The 22,269-nt window shown below is 61.5% G+C and carries 23 protein-coding genes; 16 read left to right on the forward strand and 7 right to left on the reverse strand.

Features of this window, described 5'->3' with window-relative positions:
* The first annotated feature begins 189 nt into the window (after positions 1-189).
* From RX328_RS30235 to RX328_RS30250, 4 genes are all read left to right on the forward strand, one after another.
* Positions 190-729: a TRAP transporter small permease subunit gene (locus RX328_RS30235; protein ID WP_213252980.1), complete on the forward strand. Its 540-nt coding sequence runs from the start codon at positions 190-192 to the stop codon at positions 727-729.
* Positions 726-2,330 carry a TRAP transporter large permease subunit gene (locus RX328_RS30240; protein ID WP_213252981.1) on the forward strand — a complete coding sequence of 535 codons (1,605 nt, stop codon included), beginning with the start codon at positions 726-728 and terminating at the stop codon, positions 2,328-2,330. Before RX328_RS30235 ends, RX328_RS30240 begins: the two co-directional genes overlap by 4 nt.
* Before the next feature lie 238 nt (positions 2,331-2,568).
* Positions 2,569-3,150 (forward strand): TRAP transporter small permease subunit, encoded by a 582-nt coding sequence (locus tag RX328_RS30245; protein WP_213252982.1) that lies wholly within the window; start codon positions 2,569-2,571, stop codon positions 3,148-3,150.
* A gap of 28 nt (positions 3,151-3,178) precedes the next feature.
* The gene (locus RX328_RS30250; RefSeq protein WP_213252983.1) at positions 3,179-4,834 is read left to right on the forward strand and encodes a TRAP transporter large permease subunit; all 1,656 of its coding nucleotides are present in this window, start codon (positions 3,179-3,181) and stop codon (positions 4,832-4,834) included.
* A gap of 92 nt (positions 4,835-4,926) precedes the next feature.
* Here the strand turns inward: RX328_RS30250 and RX328_RS30255 are convergent, their stop codons facing one another.
* The 4 genes from RX328_RS30255 to RX328_RS30270 form a co-directional block, all read right to left on the reverse strand.
* On the reverse strand, positions 4,927-6,015 hold the full coding sequence (locus tag RX328_RS30255) for a TRAP transporter substrate-binding protein (RefSeq protein WP_213252984.1): 1,089 nt from the start codon (positions 6,013-6,015) through the stop codon (positions 4,927-4,929).
* A 171-nt stretch (positions 6,016-6,186) separates the two neighbouring features.
* Entirely contained in the window at positions 6,187-7,275 is a 1,089-nt protein-coding gene (locus tag RX328_RS30260) for a TRAP transporter substrate-binding protein (protein ID WP_213252985.1), read from the reverse strand.
* Between the two features lie 181 nt (positions 7,276-7,456).
* Entirely contained in the window at positions 7,457-8,590 is a 1,134-nt protein-coding gene (locus tag RX328_RS30265; RefSeq protein ID WP_213252986.1) for an Mrp/NBP35 family ATP-binding protein, read from the reverse strand.
* Between the two features lie 176 nt (positions 8,591-8,766).
* On the reverse strand, positions 8,767-9,204 hold the full coding sequence (locus RX328_RS30270; RefSeq protein ID WP_213252987.1) for a VOC family protein: 438 nt from the start codon (positions 9,202-9,204) through the stop codon (positions 8,767-8,769).
* Positions 9,205-9,376: 172 nt separating this feature from the next.
* Between RX328_RS30270 and RX328_RS30275 the strand changes: the two genes are divergently transcribed.
* The 4 genes from RX328_RS30275 (at position 9,377) to RX328_RS30290 (ending at position 12,892) form a co-directional block, all read left to right on the forward strand.
* A complete protein-coding gene (locus RX328_RS30275; RefSeq protein ID WP_213252988.1) occupies positions 9,377-10,249 on the forward strand; it encodes an NAD(P)-dependent oxidoreductase in 873 nt (290 codons plus the stop codon).
* A 202-nt stretch (positions 10,250-10,451) separates the two neighbouring features.
* The gene (locus RX328_RS30280) at positions 10,452-12,056 is read left to right on the forward strand and encodes a sensor histidine kinase (RefSeq protein WP_213252989.1); all 1,605 of its coding nucleotides are present in this window, start codon (positions 10,452-10,454) and stop codon (positions 12,054-12,056) included.
* A gap of 46 nt (positions 12,057-12,102) precedes the next feature.
* Positions 12,103-12,306, forward strand: a complete 204-nt coding sequence (locus tag RX328_RS30285; protein ID WP_213253000.1) for a DUF1289 domain-containing protein — start codon at positions 12,103-12,105, stop codon at positions 12,304-12,306.
* 28 nt (positions 12,307-12,334) lie between these two features.
* On the forward strand, positions 12,335-12,892 hold the full coding sequence (locus RX328_RS30290; protein WP_213252990.1) for a TIGR02281 family clan AA aspartic protease: 558 nt from the start codon (positions 12,335-12,337) through the stop codon (positions 12,890-12,892).
* Between the two features lie 76 nt (positions 12,893-12,968).
* On the opposite strand, the gene RX328_RS30295 is transcribed toward RX328_RS30290, so the two are convergent.
* Positions 12,969-13,418, reverse strand: coding sequence for a hypothetical protein (locus tag RX328_RS30295; protein ID WP_213252991.1), 450 nt, complete (start codon positions 13,416-13,418; stop codon positions 12,969-12,971).
* 180 nt (positions 13,419-13,598) lie between these two features.
* Between RX328_RS30295 and RX328_RS30300 the strand changes: the two genes are divergently transcribed.
* Entirely contained in the window at positions 13,599-14,231 is a 633-nt protein-coding gene (locus RX328_RS30300; RefSeq protein WP_213252992.1) for a leucine-rich repeat domain-containing protein, read from the forward strand.
* A gap of 282 nt (positions 14,232-14,513) precedes the next feature.
* Here RX328_RS30300 and RX328_RS30305 read toward each other — a convergent pair whose 3' ends face one another.
* Entirely contained in the window at positions 14,514-15,569 is a 1,056-nt protein-coding gene (locus RX328_RS30305; protein WP_317258537.1) for an IS110 family transposase, read from the reverse strand.
* A gap of 336 nt (positions 15,570-15,905) precedes the next feature.
* Here RX328_RS30305 and RX328_RS30310 point away from each other — a divergent pair, with 336 nt between their 5' ends.
* Positions 15,906-16,097 carry a hypothetical protein gene (locus RX328_RS30310; protein ID WP_213255119.1) on the forward strand — a complete coding sequence of 64 codons (192 nt, stop codon included), beginning with the start codon at positions 15,906-15,908 and terminating at the stop codon, positions 16,095-16,097.
* 92 nt (positions 16,098-16,189) lie between these two features.
* Here the strand turns inward: RX328_RS30310 and RX328_RS30315 are convergent, their stop codons facing one another.
* Positions 16,190-16,672, reverse strand: coding sequence for a MarR family winged helix-turn-helix transcriptional regulator (locus RX328_RS30315; RefSeq protein ID WP_213255121.1), 483 nt, complete (start codon positions 16,670-16,672; stop codon positions 16,190-16,192).
* Between the two features lie 174 nt (positions 16,673-16,846).
* On the opposite strand from RX328_RS30315, the gene RX328_RS30320 reads away from it, so the two are divergent.
* The 6 genes from RX328_RS30320 (at position 16,847) to RX328_RS30345 (ending at position 22,250) form a co-directional block, all read left to right on the forward strand.
* Positions 16,847-17,365, forward strand: coding sequence for a flavin reductase family protein (locus RX328_RS30320; RefSeq protein WP_213255124.1), 519 nt, complete (start codon positions 16,847-16,849; stop codon positions 17,363-17,365).
* 52 nt (positions 17,366-17,417) lie between these two features.
* On the forward strand, positions 17,418-18,650 hold the full coding sequence (locus RX328_RS30325) for a flavin-dependent monooxygenase (RefSeq protein ID WP_213255126.1): 1,233 nt from the start codon (positions 17,418-17,420) through the stop codon (positions 18,648-18,650).
* A gap of 27 nt (positions 18,651-18,677) precedes the next feature.
* Positions 18,678-19,703, forward strand: coding sequence for an amidohydrolase family protein (locus tag RX328_RS30330; protein ID WP_213255128.1), 1,026 nt, complete (start codon positions 18,678-18,680; stop codon positions 19,701-19,703).
* Positions 19,704-20,014: 311 nt separating this feature from the next.
* Positions 20,015-20,443, forward strand: a complete 429-nt coding sequence (locus tag RX328_RS30335) for an MFS transporter (protein ID WP_409410890.1) — start codon at positions 20,015-20,017, stop codon at positions 20,441-20,443.
* 147 nt (positions 20,444-20,590) lie between these two features.
* A complete protein-coding gene (locus RX328_RS30340) occupies positions 20,591-21,118 on the forward strand; it encodes a hypothetical protein (RefSeq protein WP_213255130.1) in 528 nt (175 codons plus the stop codon).
* Between the two features lie 64 nt (positions 21,119-21,182).
* Positions 21,183-22,250 carry a maleylacetate reductase gene (locus RX328_RS30345; RefSeq protein WP_213255133.1) on the forward strand — a complete coding sequence of 356 codons (1,068 nt, stop codon included), beginning with the start codon at positions 21,183-21,185 and terminating at the stop codon, positions 22,248-22,250.
* Positions 22,251-22,269: the final 19 nt, after the last annotated feature.

Consider the following 22,269-nt stretch of genomic DNA (forward strand, 5'->3'; position numbering starts at 1 on the left):
CGCATTTTCCGATTGACGCTGTTGCAGCGCGCTGGAATGGTGCGGCGGCTTCACGCCAGCATGGCCGGACAGGCCACCGCACCTAAACGGAGCGGCAAAGACGGCGGAAGCGCAAAACGGGGGAGGACGATCGATGCAATCGATCGCGACATTGGCGCTGGCGTCGTGGCCACCGCCTGGGCAGGTACGATGCGGCCGTTGTTAGCGCTGAGTGCCGGCATCGATCTGCTCAACGAAAAGATCGGCAATCTCTGCAACTTTCTGGTCCTCGCAGCGTGCGCAGTCAGCGCCGGCAATGCGATGATCCGTTACGCCTTCGGCTATAGCTCCAACGGCTGGCTCGAACTGCAGTGGTACATGTTCGCCATCTTCGTGATGTTCGGCGCTTCCTACACCTTCAAGCGCAACGAGCACGTTCGCGTCGAAATCTTCTATTTGATGCTCTCTGAACGCGGCCAGCTCTGGCTCGACCTGATCGGAACTCTGTGCTTCCTGATCCCGGCCTGCCTGCTGCTGACCTGGCTGTCCTGGCCGTTCTTCCTGCAGGCCTACGCCGTCGGCGAGGAATCCAGCAACGCGGGCGGCCTCTTGCGCTGGCCGATCAAGCTCGTCGTGCCCGCAGGCTTCGTGATGCTCGCACTGCAGGGCGTCTCCGAGGTCATCAAGCGCATCGCCGCGCTGCAGAATCTGGTGACCATCGACGCCAGGTACGAAAGACCGGTGCAATGATCACGCTGGAAATGATGCCGCCGCTGATGTTCGGCGGACTGATTCTGGCGATGCTGATCGGCTTTCCCGTCGCGTTCACGCTGGCGGCGGTCGGCTTCTCGTTCGGCTTTCTCGCGATCCATCTCGGCTTTTTCGACTTCAGCTTCATGCAGGCGATTCCGGGCCGCATCTTCGGCAGCGTGCTTGCCAACGAATTGCTGCTGGCGATCCCCTTCTTCACCTTCATGGGCGCCGTCCTCGAACGATGCGGCCTGGCCGAAGACATGCTGGATTCAATGGGCCAGCTGTTCGGCCCGGTGCGCGGCGGACTAGGCTACTCCGTCATCATCGTCGGCTTCATTCTCGGCGCAATTACCGGCACGGTGGCGGCCCAGGTCATCGCCATGGCGCTGATCTCGATGCCGGTGATGATCCGCTATGGCTACAACATACGCTACATCACCGGCGTGCTGGCGGCCTCGGGCACCATCACCCAACTGGTGCCGCCGTCGCTGGTGCTGATCGTACTGGCCGACCAGCTCGGCAAGTCGGTCGGCGACATGTATCTCGGCGCCTGGGGACCGTCGCTGTTCCAGATCGCGCTGTTCGCCGGCTACACCTTTCTTCTCGGCATCATCAAGCCGGACCACGTGCCGCCGGTGCCGAGGTCGGCGTTGACGCTGACCGGCTGGCCGCTATGGCGAAAATGCCTGATGGGAATTATCCCCTCGGCGGTGCTGATCTTCGTCGTGCTCGGCACCATGATGCTGGGCCTAGCGACACCGACCGAAGCCGGCGCGATGGGCGCCGTGGGCGCCGTCGTGCTTGCCGCAATACACCACAAGGAATTCAGCGCGGCCGGTAACAGGGTTCTGCTGATCGGCATCATCGCCGCAGGCGTCGGAACGATTCTCGGAATCCTCTACACGGGCAGCTTTCTGTTCAAGATCGCCTTCGCAATCACCTATCTCGCCGTGATCTGGATTTGTCTGGAAGCCGTGCGCATTCCCGACCTCCGCGACCTGATCCGTCAGGGCTATCAGTCGACGATGCGGCTCACCTCGATGGTGGTGTTCATCCTGATCGGCTCGACGTGCTTTTCCGTGGTGTTCCTCGGCGTCTCCGGCGGCGTCTGGCTGGAGCACATGCTGACCTCGGTACCCGGTGGGGTCTGGGGCTTCCTGATCTTCATCAACCTGTTCATCTTTTTCCTGGCGTTCTTCCTCGACTTCTTCGAGATCGCCTTCATCATCCTGCCGATGGTTACGCCGATTGCGCAAAAGGTGCTGGCGCCGGTGGTCGGTGCGGATGCGGCGCTGATCTGGTTCGGCGTCATGCTGTGCGTCAACATGCAGACTTCGTTCCTGCATCCGCCATTCGGATTTGCGCTGTTTTACCTGCGCGGCGTGGCGCCCAAGGAGGTCAAGAGCTCCGACATCTATTGGGGAGCGATCCCCTGGATCGGCCTGCAGGTCATCATGGTCGTGCTGGTGATCGCTTTCCCCTGGACCGTTACCGCATTGCTGGACAAGCCGGTGAGCGCCGAGGACCTCAGCAAGATCAAAATCGAGGTTCCGCAGATCGAGCTGCCGACGCTGGATTTCGGTCCGCTCAAGCAGTAGTAGAGGTCGCTCCGGCAAACAATGATGATGAAATCGTGCCTGCGGCCTGCCTCCCGGGCCAAGGCGCAATAGTATTCCGCAGACGAAATATTCCCCTTCAATATCAACAAACTTCCGATTGACGGCGGCAGCGAGCGCTGGTTTGGTGCATCGGCTTCATGCTAGCTCGGCAGGATAAGCCGGCTGCGCCCAACAGCGCGGTCAAGACAGCAGAGGCGTCAGTCTGGGAGGGTCATCGTTGCAATCGCTCTTGAAATTGAGCCGGGGAATCGACGCGTTCACACGGTGGACCGGCAAACGCCTGGCGTGGCTCATTCTGGTAGCCGTGCTCATCTCGGCCATCAACGCGATCGTGCGTAAGTCTTTCGACGTTTCGTCGAATTCCTGGCTGGAGTTGCAGTGGGTGCTGTTCGGCGTTGTCTTTCTGCTGTGCTCGCCATGGACGATGCTCGACAACGAGCACATCCGCATCGATATCGTAAACAACCTGTTTTCCAAGCGCTGGCGGGATATCGTCGACATTATCGGCCACGTATTTTTCCTGCTGCCACTCTGCATCGTGATGATCATCACTGGCGGTCCGTTCTTCATGCGCTCGGTTGAAATCAACGAACAGTCCGGCAATGCCGGTGGTCTGCCGCAATGGCCGGCCAAATCGCTGATCATCATCGGATTCGTGTTCCTGTTCGCTCAGGGCATTTCCGAACTGATCAAGCGAATCGCCGTGATGCGCGGCCTGATTCCGGATCCACACGCATCGCAGATGCATGCTCTCGAAGCCGAGGTCGAACACCTCGTCGAGGCGATCGAAAAACGCTGATCGTCGGGCGCGATCTCAGGGGGACTAGATGACTGCTTTTCTCATCGCCAACATGGCGCCGATCATGTTCGCGTCACTGGTGATTATCCTGCTGCTGGGCTATCCGGCGGCATTTTCGCTCGGCGCGGTTGGGCTGATCTTCGCCTTTGTCGGCATCGAGCTTGGCGAGTTCCGCCCTGACTTCCTGCAAGCGCTGCCTGAGCGCGTCTATGGCGTGATGAACAACGACACGCTGCTCGCCATTCCGTTCTTCACGTTCATGGGACTGGTGCTCGAACGGTCAGGCATGGCCGAGGATCTGCTCGACACTATCGGACAATTGTTCGGCACGATCCGCGGCGGCCTCGCCTATGCTGTTATTTTCGTCGGCGCGTTGCTCGCGGCGACCACAGGCGTCGTTGCCGCTTCCGTCATTTCGATGGGCCTTATTTCGCTGCCGATCATGTTGCGCTATGGCTACGACCGAAGGATGGCGACCGGCGTCATCGCCGCTTCCGGTACGCTGGCGCAGATCATTCCTCCCTCTCTCGTCCTGATCGTGATGGCTGACCAACTCGGCAAATCGGTCGGCGACATGTACGAGGGCGCGTTCATCCCGGGAATTGTGCTCGCTGGTCTGTATGCCGTTTACGCGTTCCTGGTAAGCATGATCTTTCCCAAGGCTGCTCCGGGTCTGCCAGTGGAGGCGGTCGGTTTCCGTGAGCCTGATGGCAGCCGCGGACTTTGGTCGCTCGGCGTCCTCTTCATAGTCAGTTGCGTTTTCGGCTGGTTCATGATGCGCCATTCGGAATCGCGCGGCGCCGACTACGTCGTGCTCAGCATGTTCTATGGCATCCTGTTCGCCTTCTTCGTGGCGGTGGCGAACTGGCTCATTCATAAGTTCACCGGCTTCCGTTTCCTGTCGGCGATGGCGCAGCAGACGACCTTCGTGATGGTGCCGCCGCTATTCCTGATCTTCCTGGTGCTCGGCACCATCTTCGTCGGCATTGCCACGCCGACGGAGGGCGGCGCGATGGGTGCAGCCGGCGCGCTCATTCTCGGTGCCGCCAAGCGCCGGCTGAGCTGGGATCTGATCCGGCAAGCGACGGAATCGACGGCCAAGCTGTCGGCCTTCGTGATCTTTATCCTGATCGGCGCGCGCGTTTTCTCGCTGACGTTCTACGGCGTGAACGGCCACATCTGGGTCGAGCATCTCTTGACCTCCCTGCCCGGCGGCCAGATCGGCTTCCTTCTTTTCGTCAACGCCCTCGTCTTCATCCTGGCCTTCTTCCTCGATTTCTTCGAACTGGCCTTCATCATTATTCCGCTGCTCGGACCGGCGGCGGAAAAACTCGGCATCGACCTGATCTGGTTCGGCGTCATTCTCGGCGTCAACATGCAGACGTCGTTCATGCATCCGCCGTTCGGATTCGCGCTGTTCTATCTGCGCTCGGTGGCGCCAAAGGAATCCTATATCGATCGCGTCACCGGCAAGCGCATGGATCCCGTGACGACCGGCCAGATCTATTGGGGCGCGGTGCCGTTCGTGGTGATCCAGGTCATCATGGTGATACTGGTCATCATGTTCCCGGCGATGGTGATGCACTACAAAGGCGCAGCCTCCACGATCGATCCGAATACGATCAAGATCGAAGTGCCGCAGATCGAATTGCCGCCGCTCGATTTCGGGCAGCCCAAACAGTAGCGCCCCTGCTCAAATCATCCGCTTCCCACAAATAATGAACCCCGGAGCTTTCGCTCCGGGGTTCATGCTTGTTTTTGGCAGGTTCGACGAAATCAGCCCTGCGAGTGACGCGCCATGAAGCCGTCGTATCCGAGTTCGGCCACCTGGAACCATGAGTAGCCGTTGTTCGAGAACGACGTCAGCGATTCATACACCTTCTTGAAATCGGCGTTGTTCGCCGCGACTTCGCTGTGCAACTCCTTCGCCGCCTTGTAACAGGCTTCCATCACCGGCGCCGGGAACGGGCGCAGCTTGGCGCCGGCTGCGATCAGCTTGCGCAACGCGGGTGGATTGGCCTGATCGTACTTCGCCATCATCCAGTTATTGGCGTAATGGCCGGCCTGTTCGAGAACCGACTGGTAATATTTCGGCAAGGCATTCCACTTGTCGAGATTGACGAAGGCCAGCAGCATCGGGCCGCCTTCCCACCAGCCGGGATAATAGTAATTGGGGGCAACCTTCGCGAAGCCGAGCTTCTCGTCGTCGTAGGGGCCGACCCACTCTGCGGCATCGATGGTGCCCTTTTCGAGCGCCGGATAAATGTCGCCGCCGGCGATCTGCTGCGGGACCACGCCAAGCTTCTGCAGCGCACGACCGGCAAAGCCGCCGATGCGCAGCTTCAACCCCTTCAGGTCCTCGGGCGTCTTGATCTCCTTGCGGTACCAACCGCCCATCTGCGCTCCGGTATTGCCAGCGAGCAGCGAGGTCACATTGTACTTCTTGTAGAACTCGTTGAGCAGGTCCCTGCCGCCGCCGAGCATGTACCAAGCCTGGTTGAGCCGCATGTTCGGCCCGAACGGCACCGCAGAGCCGAAGGTGAAGGTCGGATCCTTGCCGAAATAGTAGTATGACGCGGTATGGCCGATCTCGACGGTACCATTCTGCACGGCGTCGAGAACCTGCAGGCCGGGGACGATTTCGCCGCCGGCAAATGTCTGGATCTGAAACTTGTTGTCGGTGGCTTCGCCGACCATCTTGGCCATCAATTCGGCGCCGCCATAAAGCGTATCCAAGGACTTTGGCCAGCTCGTCGGCATGCGCCACTTGATTTCGGGCAGGCCCTGCGCAATCGCGGGCGCTGCAATCGTTGCAGCACCTGCCGCACCCAAGCCGGATACTTTGAGAAAATCTCTTCGCTTCATATTCCATCCCTTTTGGTTATACCGGTCAGCCTTCGTGTCGAGGCTTGGAACCAAGCATGGAGCATCCGGCCGCCAATTTCCATAAGTAATTGGATGGAAACAAAAAAAGCCCGACCTTCTTGCGAACGCCGGGCTTCCTTGTAGCAATTTGGGAAAGGTATCGGGCTCCGATCAGCCGCGCGTACGCGAACGGATCATGAAGCTGTCATAGGTATACTCGGCGACCTGCCACCACAGATACTGGTCGGAGCGATAGGCCTGCATCGCATCGATTGCCTTCTTGAAGTCCGCGTTCTTGCCGGAGATTTCGGCCCACAATTCGTTGGTCGACTTCAGGCAAGCGTCCAGCACTTCGTTGGTAAACGGACGAAGCTGCGTGCCGCCGGCGACGAGGCGCTTCAACGCCGCCGGATTTTGCATGTCGTAGCGCGCATTCATCCAGGCGTTGGTGTTCGCTGCGGCATTCGTGAGGATCGCCTGATAGCCCTTCGGAAGTTCATTCCACTTCTCCAGATTGGCGAAGGCATGAACCGTGGGGCCACCTTCCCAGAAGCCGGGATAGTAGTAGTACTTTGCGACCTTCGCGAAACCGAGCTTCTCGTCGTCGTACGGGCCGACCCATTCCGCGGCATCGATGGTGCCCTTTTCGAGCGCCGGATAGATATCGCCGCCGCCGATCTGCTGCGGCACCACGCCCAACTTCTGGAGGACCTGGCCGGCAATGCCGCCGATGCGCATCTTGAGACCCGACAGATCGGCAACCGTCTTGATCTCCTTGCGAAACCAGCCGCCCATCTGGGTGCCCGTGTTGCCGCAGGGGAAGCCGATCACGCCGGACTTCTTGAAGAACTCGTTGGCGAGCTCGTTACCGCCGCCTTGCGCCAGCCATGAGTTCTGCTGGCGTGCATTGAGGCCGAACGGCACGGAGGCAAAGATCGCAAAGGTCGGATCCTTGCCAACGTAGTAATACGAAACAGTGTGGCACATCTCGACCGTGTTCTTGGAGACGGCGTCGAGCGCCTGCAGAGCCGGTACCAGTTCGCCGGCCTGGAAGACCTGGATCTGGAACTTGTTGTCGGTCATCTCGGCAACCTGCTTCGCCAAGTACTCGCCACCGCCATAGATGGTGTCGAGCGACTTCGGGAAGCTCGATGTCAGGCGCCATTTGATCTCAGGCGACGATTGCGCGATTGCCGGCGAGGCAACGGCTGTCGCGGCAGCACCGGCCGCTGAAACCTTCAAAAAATCACGACGCTTCATTCAAGCTCTCCTTCGGGTCGTTTCCCAAATTTCCTCGAACGTTCCTCCGGCGGGGCGAATTCCACGTCATCCGGGGCGTTCTGGCGGGCGCGCTTTAACACGGAAGTTCGCGCTCGAAAACGCGACAAAGGCATGACTGCACTGATTAAACGAAAGTCTTATGGGCGCGGATAAAGGGACCTCAGGCCGCCGCAATGGCGCCCTGAAGCTGGTCGCGAACCCTGGTCCCAATGGCCCGGTAGATCGCGGCATGCGGGCCATCAGGCTCGCTCGCCACCACCGGATTACCTTCATCCGAGGTGGTCCGGATTGACATGTGCAGCGGGATCTCGCCCAGGAATGAGACACCCAGCCGCTCCGCTTCATGCCGCGCGCCGCCATGGCCGAAAATGTCCGAGCGCGTGCCGCACTCGGGGCACTGGAAGTAGCTCATATTCTCGACGATGCCGAGCACCGGCACGTTGACCTTCTTGAACATCGCAAGCCCCCGCCGCGCGTCGATCAGTGAGAGATCCTGCGGCGTCGAGATGATCACCGCCCCCTTCAGCGGGACGTTCTGCGCGAGCGTCAGTTGCGCGTCCCCCGTACCGGGCGGCATGTCGACGACGAGAATATCAAGCGTGCCCCACGCCACGTCGCGCAGCATCTGGGTGATCGCCGACATCACCATCGGCCCGCGCCAGATCATCGCGGTGTCTTCTTCGACCAGGAAGCCGATCGACATGATCGAAAGCCCGAAACGCTTAACCGGAATCATCTTGCGGTCGTCGTTAAGCTGCGGCTTCTCGCGGATGCCGGTCAGCCGCGGCACCGACGGGCCGTAAATGTCGGCATCGAGCAGCCCGACACGCAGGCCGAGGTCGCGCAGGCCAAGCGCCAAATTGAGCGCGGTGGTCGACTTGCCGACACCGCCCTTGCCCGACGCCACCGCGATGATGGCGGCAACGCCAGGAATCTCCGCCTGCTTCGACATCGGCGACGCCGCGCCCTGCGGCGGGCGGTGGGCGGAAGCGGGTTGCACGCCATGCGAATGCCGATGCGCCGCGGGCGCGGCTTGCGGAGCACCGGGCTTGCGTTCGGCCGTGAGCGCGATCATCGCGGTGCTGACACCGGGGATCGCGCGCACCGCGGCTTCGGCCTGCGCGCGCACGCTTTCCCAGGCTCTAGCCTCGGTGGCGTCGACATTGATGGAGAAAAACACCTTGCCGTCGGTGACCGAGATCGCCGACAGCACGTTGGCATTGGTCAGCGGCACGCCGCGCGGCGAGGCCACCCGGCCGAGGGCATCGAGAACCTGTTGCTGCGTTACGCTCACTCGCGCATCTCCTGAAGCCCTTGCGGTTCTGATCGAGAACCGGGCCCTACTCGCTTGTTTTGACGCGCATTCTTGACGCGAACCCGACCCGCTCCGGACCAAGTCCGGAAGCGGAGCCTCGTTCCAAGACGCTATGCCAGTCCGATGCGACCCATAGAGCGGTTCAGCGCAAAAGGCTATCTCGCTCCTACGTCATCCGGCCGCTCCGCGGGGGCTGCAGCCGCCTGCTCCTTGGCCGCCTCGTAGTTCAGTTCAATCATGACGCCATTGGGATCATTGACGAAGATCTGCCAGAGGTCACCGCCCGGAACCTGTCGGGAGTCGTACGTCATGCCTTTCTGCTCCAGCCGCCGCTTCATGCCGTCAAAGCCGTAGCTGGCAAACGCCACATGATGGACAACGCCGGAATCCGGCTTTTGCGGCTCGTCGGTCTTGGAAATATCGACGAGGTGCACCACCGCCTTGCCCTCGCTGTACATCCACGCCCCGGGAAATGCGAAGTTCGGCCGGGCGCCCTTTTCCAGGCCCAAAATGTCCTCATAGAACCGGACCGTATCGGCCAGGTTACGGGTCCGGATGTTGAAATGGTCGAGCACGCCCACGCTGACGCCCATGCGATGTCACTCCCTTTTTGTGAGGTTCTTGAGGAACCTATCCTAGCACGAATCCGGCCCCGCCCACCAACGAAGGCGTTGCCCTCCCGTGCGCAGCGGTTATGGTGCGGCTCCTCCAAAAACACCGTCCGGCCGGCCCAACGTCGCCGGGGAAAACTCCAAGGTAACTCACATGGCTAAAGTCGCTTTTCTCGGTCTCGGCGTAATGGGCTTCCCCATGGCAGGACATCTGGTGAAAAAAGGCGGCCACGAGGTGACCGTGTACAACCGGACCGGAGCCAAGGCGAAGGAGTGGGCGGACAAGTTCGGCGGGCGCACCGCGCCGACGCCGAAGGCCGCGGCGGAAGGTCAGGATTTCGTGATGTGCTGCGTCGGCAACGACAATGACCTGCGCGCGGTCACGATCGGCGCTGACGGCGCCTTCGCCGGCATGAAAAAGGGCGCGGTATTCGTCGACCACACCACCGCCTCCGCCGAAGTCGCCCGCGAGCTCGATGCTGCCGCCGTCAAGGCCGGCTTCAAGTTCATCGACGCGCCGGTGTCCGGTGGCCAGGCGGGTGCAGAAAACGGCGTGCTGACGGTGATGTGCGGCGGCAAGGAAGACGCCTATGCCGCTGCCGAGCCGATCATTTCCGGCGCTTACGCAAGAATGTGCAAACTTCTCGGGCCCGCCGGCGCCGGGCAGCTCACCAAAATGGTCAACCAGATCTGTATCGCAGGTCTCGTCCAGGGACTGTCCGAGGGCATTCATTTCGCCAAAAAGTCCGGGCTCGACGTTGCGGCCGTGATCGAAACCATCTCCAAGGGCGCAGCGCAGTCCTGGCAAATGGAGAACCGCTACAAGACCATGAATGACGGCAAGTTCGACTTCGGCTTTGCCGTCGAATGGATGCGCAAGGACCTCTCGATCTGCATCAGCGAGGCCCGCCGCAACGGCGCCAACCTGCCGGTGACCGCCCTCGTCGATCAGTTCTACGCCGAGGTCGAGAAGATGGGCGGCAAGCGCTGGGATACGTCGAGCCTTTTGGCCCGGCTGGAGCGGTGAGTTAAAGAAACAGGTTAAGGCAACGAGCAAAGCCCCCGCTTCTTATCCAATTAGAAGCGGGGTTCCGTCTGCCCGACAGGTTAATTTTAACTTCCTGCTAACGAGAATTTTTAGCTCTTTAAGTCATCGCTTAATGATTTAGCGGCACAGATAGACAATGCAAAAGCCCGCGCGGTTCGCGGGCAGGATTTTGTGTTGTTCAATGAGTAGTCCCGCAGAGAAGCCCGAGGTTGTCCAGCTTCCGGCAGAAGCGCCGGTCGCACCAGCGGTCAATACCCGGCGCGTGGCGGCGCAGCGGGTGCGCGAGGCGCGGGATCGGCTAACGTCGACCAGCGGAACCCGTCCCGCCTTCGATACTGAATTGCTCCGACAATACGCGCAGACCCGGGTATCGGCTTCCTTCGTCGTCATGCTGCTGGTGGTTGCGACCGGCGTGCTGTTCGGCCTCTGGAAGTATGCCGTGCCGGCCGCGGTCTGGACCGTCGGCATGCTCTGCATCCATGCCGCCATCATTCGCAACTGCAAGCGCTTCCTCGGCGAGCAGCCCACGCTCGCCGCCACGCGCCGATGGCAGACGCGCTTCGTGCTGCTCGACCTGCTCTACGGCCTGTGCTGGACGGCAATCCTGCTCCACCCGGCCGGCCTCGACGTCGTCTCGAACACGATGATGATGTTCCTGATGCTCCTGGTGATCGCGGTGTCGAGCATGCTGGCAGCGACGCTGCCGATTGCGGCGGTGGCGGCAACCGCGCCGGTGACGGCGGCAATCGCGCTCAACTTCGTGATGGGCGGAACGTTCGACAATTACGCGCTCGCGCTGCTGGCGGTCGCCGCCGAAAGCTATTTTGCGCTGCTCGCGCACCAGCTCCATTCAACCACGCTGGCGACGCTGGAAGCGCGCGCCGAAAAGGACGCGCTGATCGGCGAGCTCGAACAGGCAAAGGCGATCTCGGACGAAGCGCGGCACCGCGCCGAATCCGCCAACGTCGCCAAGTCGCGCTTTCTGGCGCAGATGAGCCACGAGCTGCGCACGCCGCTGAACGCGATCCTCGGCTTCTCCGAGGTGATGAAGAGCGAGATTTTCGGCGCGCATACCGTGCCGGTCTACAAGGAATATTCCGCCGACATCCACAATTCGGGCGTCCATCTGCTCAATCTGATCAACGAGATTCTCGATCTGTCGCGGATTGAGGCCGGCCGCTACGAACTCAACGAGGAAGCGGTGTCGCTCGTGCATGTCGTCGCCGACTGCCACCATCTGTTGAAGCTGCGCGCGACCAGCCGCGGCATCACCATTCATGAGGTGTTCGAGCACGGAATGCCCAGGATCTGGGGCGACGAGCGCGCGACGCGCCAGGTCGTGCTCAACCTGTTGTCCAACTCGATCAAGTTCACTCCGCCGGGCGGCGATATCTGGCTCAAGGTCGGCTGGACCGCGTCCGGCGGACAGTATCTGAGCGTCAAGGACACCGGCTCCGGCATTGCCGAGGATGAAATCCCGATCGTGCTGGCGTCGTTCGGTCAGGGCTCCAACTCGATCAAGTCGGCCGAACAGGGCGCGGGCCTGGGCTTGCCGATCGCCAAGAGCCTGATCGACATGCATGGCGGCACCTTCACGCTAAAATCGAAATTGCGCATCGGCACCGAAGTCATCGTCACCTTCCCGCCGGAGCGCGTGATGAGCGCGCTGGCGCCGATGGCCGAGGAGGCCCCGCCCCTGCAGCCCGATCCCGCAGTCACGGCAGCCGTCGAGGACAAGCGGCGGGTGCGTCACAAACCGATCATGAGTGCCGGCACGGGGTTGTAGCCGCAAGCGCTTGCGCAAAGGACACAAAGCACCTCACTATCAAGGAATGAGTAAAGAAACGCCGTGTATCGCAGTCTGTATGATCGATCCCAAAACCAAACTCTGCTTCGGCTGCGGACGAACGTTGCCGGAGATCGCGCGCTGGCATCGCATGAAAACGGCGGAACGATTGGCTGTCATGGAAGGGCTTGCGGCGCGCATGGTGGATGCGGGTCTGGTTCCGATGCCGCCGCGCATCGAACGCGGCTGATCATCGGAGGAAACGGCGGAGGCACCAAGTGATCCGCATTATGCTCGTTCTGGCGATGCTCGCCGCCACCGCCGGCGCCGTCGTCGCCTATGGCGATCCGGGCCAGATCGCGCGCGCCGGCGACTCGGTATCAAAGATGCTGCGGCAACGCAGCCTGGAGCCGGCACCTGCCGTGGAGATCGCACGCGGCAAGGCCGGCGAATTCGCGCTGCACGCCAAGATCAACGGCGTCAAGGCGCCGATGGTGATCGACACCGGCGCGACGTCCGTGGTGCTGACCTGGGAGACGGCGAAGGCGATCGGCCTGCCGATCGAGATGCTGGAATACAATGTCGATGTCGAAACCGCCGGCGGCCACACCAAGGCGGCGCGGCTAACGCTCGATCGTCTCGCAGTCGGTGCGCTCGTCGAGAAATCGGTCCCCGCGCTGGTGGTGCCGCGCGGGCTGATGAAGACCAACCTGCTCGGCATGAGCTTTCTGGACCGGCTGGAAAGCTGGGGCGTGCAGGCCGACAAGCTGAAGCTGCACGGCTATCCCGAGGTGGCGGCGTCCAACCGCAAACGCACCCGGTCGGCAGCGAATTAGTGCGCGGACTCATAGATTGATCAGGTCCGCTTAGCATCTAGTAGCGCCGGAGCGAGTCTGCCATATGCGTGAACGTTCATGTTATCCGAAATGTCGATCGGTCTTCTGCGTTGTTGATAACGACGGTGCAGCCGTTGTCGAAGGAAAACATGACGTCAGCGCCGGAGGGAGGGAGGCTGTCCATCCGGTAGTATTCGAGGCGACGGCCAATCACGCCTGCCATTTCGCCAACGTTCACGTGAGGATATTGCCAACCCAGTTCCTCAATCGCCCAAGGCTTGGGACTTTCAATTGATTGGCGCCAAATCATCACGCCACAATCCAAGACGAGTCTATACCAAACGCCTTCAAAACACAGATGAACAACATTGGCATTCGCCAGAAGCTCTCCGTTGCCAACGAACGCCTCACAAATCAATGCGTCGCATAGCAGTCCGGCCAATTTGGGTGGGTGACCAATAATCTCCATTACGGCCCTGTCTTTACCTGCGGCACGCGCCGCCGAGATATCGTTGTAAGCTTGCAAAAAATACTCAAGCGTCTGCGTAGGGTCCAGCCCTCTCCTGCTGCGCGCCCGCTCTCATCCCGAAAGCGGACGCTTCCGCGCCTGGCTGGAACATTGGCTTCGGACCAGAAGCGGCCTTGGTCTCCGCGTGAATAGAGGCATGATCTGGCTGTGAGGACCGCGTCGGACTTGCACTTATCCTTGTGGAAACAGGCGCTCGGCGTCGTGCCGGATCACGTCTGGGATCGGACAAACCTGCAATCGCTCGTGCTGGCCGACAATGGACTGGTGGAGCTCTCAGACAGGGTCGGCGAGCTACGCGCCCTGAGGACGCTGGACCTGGGCCACAACCGGTTGCGGCAGATTCCGGCTGCGCTAGGCGAACTCATCGGCCTGAGCGACTTCCTTTACTTGCACGACAACGCGCTGAAGGAGCTTCCGCCGTCTTTGGGGCGTCTTACTCGGTTGCGCTACCTTAACATCAGCGAAAACGAGTTCGAGAGCCTGCCCAACGCGGTTACCGAGATGTCCGGACTTCTCGAACTTCGCGTGACCGACAATCGCCTGACCACTCTGCCTGCGACCATTTCCAAACTGACACGGCTGCGTGAGCTACATCTCAGGAACAACAGCTTGACCCATTTGCCGGAAGAGATCGGTGCAATGGCGGAGCTGCGACAGATCGATTTGAGAGGGAACCCCGTCGCCACCTTGCCGGAAGCGCTGCTCAAGCTTCCACGTCTCGAAAAGCTTGATCTGCGCTGGGTGACGACGATTTCACGTCCGAGTTGGTTCGCTGAGCTCGAAGAACGAGGTTGCGCGATTTACCTGTAGCGGTTGCGTTCGCAACGTCGGCAGTGGGTCATGTGTGGACGACGCCCGCGTTGCAAGAAGAATCTGACGTTCGGCTTGCGGTCGGGTACAAGTCATGTGTCCGGCCTGTTTGCGCGGCACCATGACCGCTGGCCCTGATGTAGTCCGCGGATCGGGTCCCAATCATTCGCACGGGCTTTGCCGCCCATGACCCAGAAGCGGGTTGTCCCAATCGACGGCTCGACCGTTTCGCATCACGCCATCATCACCCTCGCAATTCGGTTGTCTTGCTCCGCCGTCGCCTCAGGCTCCCATTGCCAAGCCTCTTCGGGCGGCTGCAGCAAGCTCCGGCGCTCGATAGTATCCTCCCTTGGCCATGATCGCCCAAGCGATGCGCGCCATCTTGTTGGCAACGGCAACGGCGACGAGCTTGGCCGGCTTCTTGGCCAGCAGCCTCATGACCCAAGGATGCTTTTGCGGCTGCTGCCGGGCGTGTCGAACAACGGCTGTTGCACCGATGACGAGCAACCGTCGGAGATAGCGATCTCCTTGCTTGGAGATGCCGCCGAGCCGCTCCTTGCCCCCCGTCGAATGCTGCCGCGGCACAAGTCCGATCCATGCCGCAAAATCCCGACCGGATTTGAAGTCACTCGGGTCTGTGACAGCAGAAGCAATGGCCGTGGCCCCGATCACGCCAATCCCGGGCACGGTCTCGAGGCGGCAGCTCATGTCATTGGCACGATGATGGGCGTGAATGGCGCGATCCAGAGTCCCGATTTGCAATTCCAGAGCAGCGAGTTGATCGACAATGGCCTGCAGCGCCTGTTTCATCGCAGCTGGAAGAGCTTCGCGGTTACTTTCGTCCGTGATGATCGCGGCAAGCTGCGCGAGACCTTCGCGCCCCGTCTCCGCAACGAGGCCGAACTCGGCAAGGTGAGCTCGGAGCGCATTGATCAGCTGCGTGCGCTGACGGATTAAAAGATCTCGCGTTCGATGCAACATCAGCAAGGCTTGCTGATCGGCCGACTTAATCGGCACGAACCGCATCGATGGGCGTGTCACGGCCTCACAGATGGCGGCTGCGTCGGCAGCATCGTTTTTCGACCGTTTGACATAGCCCTTCACGTAACTCGGCGGCATCAGGCGCTCGGTGTGACCGAGCTTGGAGACTTCACGCGCCCAATGATGAGCGGTTCCGCAGGCTTCCATGCCGACCAGGCAAGGGGGAATCTTGCTAAAGAAGCCAATGACCTGCTTGCGCCGCAACTGACGAGTGATGACGACCTTGCCCGCACGATCCACGCCGTGCACTTGGAACACGTTCTTGGCGAGATCAACGCCGATGGTGCTAACCTGCATGTGGACGACCCCCTCCGGTGATTCGTTGTTCAACGATCACCCTTTGGCACATTCGATGCCGGGAGCGGGCGTCGTCCACCACATCAGTCGCGACGTTTTGACAGTGAACCGATCACTTCTGGTCTACGCCGATAAGCAGACATCCTCAATTGCCGCCAGGACGCCTCAAAGGCAGAAGTGATCCTGACTCGCGACGCCGCGAAACGCCGATTGTGCTACAGATCGAGATGGCTCCGCTGAGCTACTTTCCTGCTTAAGGGAGTAGCTGGCGCGTCCGCCCTCCCCGTTTTGGCCGCGGCGGGCACGAGCACGTCGTCGTGTGCCACGGGATCGGCAATGACCATCAGGAGCTTTTGCACACTAGCCGCCGCCATCTTTGCCCTGATCGCACTTCTGCAGCTAATCCGGATCGTGATGGGATGGTCCGTTACCTTTGGCGTCGATGTGCCGTTCTGGGCAAGCTGGATTGCGGTCGTCGTGGCTGGCGCGTTGAGCTTCATCGGTTTTCGCGCCGCCATGCGCGGTTAAAGGCTGGCAGAGTCCGGATCCAAAATTCGCGAGGAGGTTCATCGAGCACCAGCCCCGCATAGCTGGCAAAGACAGCGCCGCATCCGCAAACATCAGCCTTTCGACTTTGCCGCCCTGCGCGTCCTGTTGACTTCCTCGATTTCGGGCTCGATCGAATTCAGGCTCTCGTAGATTTCTGCGAGCACCGTCTTCAGATCCGAAACGTTCTTCGACGGAAAATTGCGGACCGCCACTTCCTCGAAATGGACGGCGATCGGAATCAACTCTTCCACCAGCGTGCGTCCCTTCGGCGTGAGGTTGATCGCAACCGTACGCGCGTTGTCCTTCAGCCGCGTGCGCGTCACGATGCCTCGCCGCTTCATCTCGCCGATCAGGCGCGACAGCGTCGATATCTCAATCGTCGTCATATCGGCGAGATCGCCGAGGCGCTGATCGCCTTTTTCCCAAAGCGCCGCCATGACGCGGTACATAGGTAGCGTCACGCCGTAGCCCGCGATGCGCCGGGAAAACAGATCGCCCATCCGCACGCCGACGCGGTTGAGCATGTAGGGCAAGGAATTCGTCAACCGGTACAAGATCTTGCATCCCGCTTGGTGCAACTTTTGCACCTATCCAATAGCTGTGCGGCGATCAGTTTTCAAGACAATTGTTGCATCTGAAAGTTTCCGTTGAGTTATCATTTGCAAATGCAATTATTGTCATGAAAGTTAAACCGCCGAGCAAGAGCGGGACCGTTCAGTGGAGGAAACATGTCGCTGGATTCGGCATCCGACGAATTGCGTGAAACGTTCAAGCGCGCGTTGCGGCGATTTCCGGCCGCCGTGTCGGTGATCACGTCTGCGGACCAGAACCGCCGCCACGGCATGACGGCGACCGCGGTGACGTCGCTGTCGCTCGACCCGCCCTCGCTGATCGTCTGCGTCAACCAGCAGACGCTGCTGCATGACATCATGCTGCTGGCGCGCCGGTTTTGCGTCAACGTGTTGCGCCGTGATCAGATCACGCTGTCATCCGCCTTCAGCGGCGGGGTGCCGGCGGAGGAACGATTCGAGCTCGGCCAATGGATGACTTCGGCCGAGGGCGTCACCTATCTCGCCGACGCACAGATCAACATCTTCTGCAAGAAGGCCGCCGCCGTGCCCTACGGCACGCATACGATTTTCATCGGCGAAGCTGAGACCGTGAACATGCGCGATCCGATCGAGCCGCTGATCTACCAGGACGCGACCTACTGCTTCTCGGTGCCCCACGACAGCCAGGCTGCGTGACCTCACCGACCGCAAGCCGCCTTTCAGCCCATCGAAGATACGGAGCAAACCAATGGTCTCAGTCGCCCAATTGAAGGATGTGCCTGCGCCGCCCGCCCCTCGCCCCGACATCAGCGAGTTGCGAAGCCGCGTGGCGCAGATCGCGCCGCAAATCAAGGCGCGCGCCCACACCACGGAAAAGGCCGGGCGCGTTCCGGAAGAGAACATCACGGTACTGCGCAACATCGGCTATTTCGACATCGTCAAGCCGGCGCTGTTCGGCGGCTACGAGCACGATTTCGACGTGCTGGTCGAACTGAACATCGAGCTTGCGAAAAGCTGCGCCTCGACGGCGTGGGTCGGCGGCCTGCTCGCGGCCCATCAATGGCTGATCGCGGGATTTCCGGAAGCGGCGCAGCGCGACGTCTGGGATGATAATGCCGATGCGCTGGCCTGCGGCTCCTACGCGCCGGCCGCCAAGGCGATCGAAGTCGAGGGCGGCTATCGCCTCAGTGGACGCTGGTCGTTTGCCAGTGGCTGTGACAACGCGCAATGGTCGTTGTGCGCGGCACTGGTGCCGTCGAAGACCAAAAACGGCCAGTTTGCACCGGCTTTGCTGCTGGTCCCGGCCTCCGACTACGTCATCGACGATACCTGGAATGTCGTCAGCCTCAGCGGCACCGGCAGCAAGACGCTGGTGCTGTCAGACGTGTTCGTACCGGCGCACCGCCTACTGTCATTCGCCGACACCACGTCCGGCAAGACACCGGGCGCTGCGCTCTATGCCGCCAACCCCACCTTCTCGATCCCGATGCTGTCGAATATTCCCTCGTGCCTCGCATCGGCCGCAGTCGGCGCCGCTGCCGGCGCGCTGGAAGACTATCTTGCCGTCACCTCGAGAAGGATCACGCGCGGTGCGGTGGCCGGCCACAACTACCGCATGGCGGATTTTCCGACCATTCAGTTGCGCGTGGCGGAAGCGACCGCTTCCGTGGATGCGGCGCGCGAAGTGCTGCTGCGCGATCTCCGAGATCGCGCGGCGACAATCCGCGACGGCAGGCCGGTTTCGATCGAGGATCGCATCGTCAGCCGCCGCGGCCAGGCCTTTTCGGTCGCGCTGGCCATCCGCGCCAGCGAAGCGCTGAACGCCTCGACCGGCGGGCTCGGCCTCGACCTTTCCAACCCAGTGCAGCGCGCGTGGCGCGATGCCAATGCCGTCGGCCGCCACATCAGCATGAACTGGGATGCGGTCGGCACCATGTACGGCCAGCTCGCGCTTGGGCTGACGCCGCAGGGACAATACTAACCAACATCAGACATCAGCGAGGACGACATGCAGGGCAAAATCGCATTAGAGGAACATTTCGCCATCCCGGATACGCTGATGGACTCAGCGGGTTTCGTTCCAGACTCCTATTGGCCGGAGTTGAAGAATCGCCTCCTCGATATCCAGGACAAGCGGCTGGCGCAGATGGACCGCCACGGCGTCGAGATGATGATCCTGTCACTGAATGCGCCGGCGGTTCAGGCAATCCCCGACGTCGAGCACGCCAATGAGATTGCGATCCGCGCCAACGATTTCCTCGCCGAACAGGTGGCAAAACGGCCCTCGCGATTCCAGGCCTTTGCCGCACTTCCGATGCAGGACTCCGATCTCGCGATCGCCGAACTCGAGCGCTGCATCAAGACGCTCGGCTTCCGCGGCGCGCTGGTCAACGGCTTCTCGCAAATCGGCGACGGCAAGCGGCCGGTCTATTACGACCTGCCGCAATACTGGCCGTTCTGGGCGGCGGCGGAGCAGACCGGCCTGCCCTTCTATCTGCACCCGCGCAATCCGCTGCCGGAAGACTGCGCGATCTATGAAGGGCATCCGTGGCTGATGGGCCCGACCTGGGCGTTCGGACAGGAGACCGCGGTGCATGCGCTGCGCCTGATGGGATCGGGCCTGTTCGACGCCTATCCAAAACTGAAGATCATCCTCGGCCATATGGGCGACGGCCTGCCCTACAGCATGTGGCGCGTCGATCATCGCAACGGCTGGGTCAAGGCGCCGCCGAAACACAAGGCGAAAAAGAAGATCTGCGACTACTTCAACGCCAACTTTTTCCTGACAACGTCGGGCAATTTCCGCACCCAAACGCTGATCGATTCCATTCTCGAAATCGGGGCCGACCGCATCCTGTTCTCGGTCGACTGGCCGTTCGAGAACGTGGACCATGCTTCCGACTGGTTCAACAGCGCCAGCATCAGCGAGAACGATCGCCTGAAAATCGGCCGGCGCAACGCCATCGACCTGTTCAAGCTCGGTCTCGGCGAGCATGCCATCGCCGAGCACGGTATCCATCAAGCCGCGGAATAAGCGGCCTCCAACGACATAATCACCATCTGGGAGGGATACGGCCATGGCCGCGCAGGCAATCGATCTTCACGAGGAACTCGCCGAAGCAAAGGTAGGAAAATTTCACTGGCGCCTCGGCGCCATCATGGGATTGCTAACGCTGTTTGACGGCTATGACACGTTCAACCCGGCTTACGTCATTCACTACGTCGCAAAGCCCTGGGGCTTGCAGGCCGGCCAGGCGGGACTCTTGATCTCCAGCGGACTGGTCGGCTTTCTGCTCGGGGCCGCCATCCGGCATCATTGCCGATCGGCTCGGCCGCCGCGGCACCCTGCTCGGCGGCTTGTGGATCACCATTATCTTCACCCTGCTCACCGCGACTTCGGCGGACTCGTTCCTCTCCTTCTGCATCCTGCGGCTCCTGACCGGCATCGGACTCGGCGTGCTGCTGCCGCTCGCGACCACCTACATCAACGAGCTGGCGCCGCGTCGCGTCGCGAATACTTTGCGCTATGGGGCGTCGCGCTTGGCTGGGCACTCGGCGGCACGCTCGCCGGTGTCGCCGGCGTGTTTGCAACGCCAATCTTCGCTGGACATCGCTGTACTGGATCGGCTCGCTGTCGTTTCTGCTCTTGCCGTTCATGCACATGATGCTGCCGGAATCGCCAAAATTCCTCGCACTCCAGGGTCGTACCGGAGAAATCCGCGACATGCTGACGAAGCTTCGGCCCGAGCGCGCCGGCGCCTACAAGTCGGCTGAAATTGCCATCGGGCAAGCGGCGAAGCCGGTCAATTCGGTGGCGGTGCTGCTACAGTCGAAATATCGACGGACCACATTGCGATCTCGGCCTCGGCCTTCCTCAGCCTGTTCTGCATCTTCGGCCTTTCGGGATGGATTCCGACGGTGATGAAGCAGCGTGGAGAAACCTTTGCCGCAAGCTTCGGCTTCGGCGCGCTGATGCAGATCATGTCGTTCGTCGGCGGCCTTGCGCTTGGCCACCTCGTCGACCGGTCCGGCAACAGCCGTGGGCTGATCGCGACCTGGTGGGCCTTTGGCGGCCTCGCCGTGTTGTCGCTCGTGGTGCTGAACGTCCACATCGTCAACATCACCTCGGTCGCCGCCGCCGGCTTCTTCATCATCGGCGCGCAATTCGTGCTGAACAATTTCACTGCGGCTTCCTATGAGACCGGCGTGCGCGCCACCGCGGTCGGAATGGAGCTCGGGGTGGCCCGCGTCGGCGCCATTCTCGGGCCGTTCGTGGCTGGTGCGCTTCAGCAATATTACCAGAGCCCGACACCGATGTTCCTGTCGATCGGCGCCTCCGCGATTGCCGCCGGCGCGATCATCTTGCTGGCCCGGCGGCCGGCGAGCGCACCCGCAAGCAGTCTTGAAGAGGCTGCCGGCTTGCGCAAGGTTGCACAGCCCGCCTCTTGAGCCGGAAGTCCGGCTCCGGGGCGGCCTGATCCCGGAGCTGGTCATTCGTCCGCAAGGAGCAACCATGCAAGACTTCACCTACCAGAGCGCGCCGATGCGGGTGGTGTTCGGCACCGGCACGCTGCGTCAATTGCCCGATGAATTGTCCCGGCTCGGCATCACCCGCGCTCTAGTGCTGGCGACGCCGCGGCAGAAAGATCTGGTTGCCGGCATCCGGGAGATGATCGGCGAGCGCTTCGCCGGCGTCTTCACCGGGGCGGTCATGCATACGACCGTCGAGGTGACGGAACGGGCGATGGAAACCGTGCGCGAGATTGAGGCCGGTGGCATCGTCGCGATCGGCGGCGGATCGACCACCGGCCTCGGCAAGGCGATCGCCTTGCGCACCGATCTGCCGCAGATCGTGCTGCCGACAAGCTATGCCGGCTCCGAGATGACGCCGGTGGTCGGCCAAACCAGCGGCGGGATCAAGACCACACAGTCGAGCCTGAAAATTCTCCCCGAGATCGTTATCTATGACGTCGACCTCACCATGACGATGCCGGCAAGGCTATCGGCGACATCGGGCGTCAATGCCATTGCGCACGCGGTCGAGGCGCTCTACGCCCGCGACCGCAACCCCATCATATCGCTGATGGCGCAGGAAGGCATCGGCACGCTGGCGCGGGCGCTGCCGAAAATCTGCGCTGAGCCAAGCGACAAGACGACGCGTACCGACGCGCTCTATGGCGCCTGGCTTTGCGGCGTCTGCCTCGGCGCGGTCGGCATGGCCCTGCATCACAAGCTCTGCCACACGCTGGGCGGCCTGTTCAATCTGCCGCATGCCGAGACCCACACCGTCATTCTCCCGCACGCCCTCGCCTACAATGCGCCTGCCGCACCTGACGCGATGACACGCATTGCCACAGCGCTTGGCGTGGGCGACCCGGCGCTCGGCCTCCACGATCTGGCACGAAGGCTTGCCGCGCCGCTGTCGCTGCGCGAGATCGGCATGCCCGAGAGCGGCGTCGATCAAGCCGTCGACCTCGCCGTGAAGAACCCCTACTGGAATCCGCGCCCGATCGAGCGAGAGGCGATCCGCGAATTGATCATGCGCGCGTGGCGCGGAGACGCTCCACAAATCGCCCAATGATCCCCTCGACCGGACATCG

The organism is Bradyrhizobium sp. sBnM-33 (genome assembly GCF_032917945.1).
Classification (GTDB): domain Bacteria; phylum Pseudomonadota; class Alphaproteobacteria; order Rhizobiales; family Xanthobacteraceae; genus Bradyrhizobium.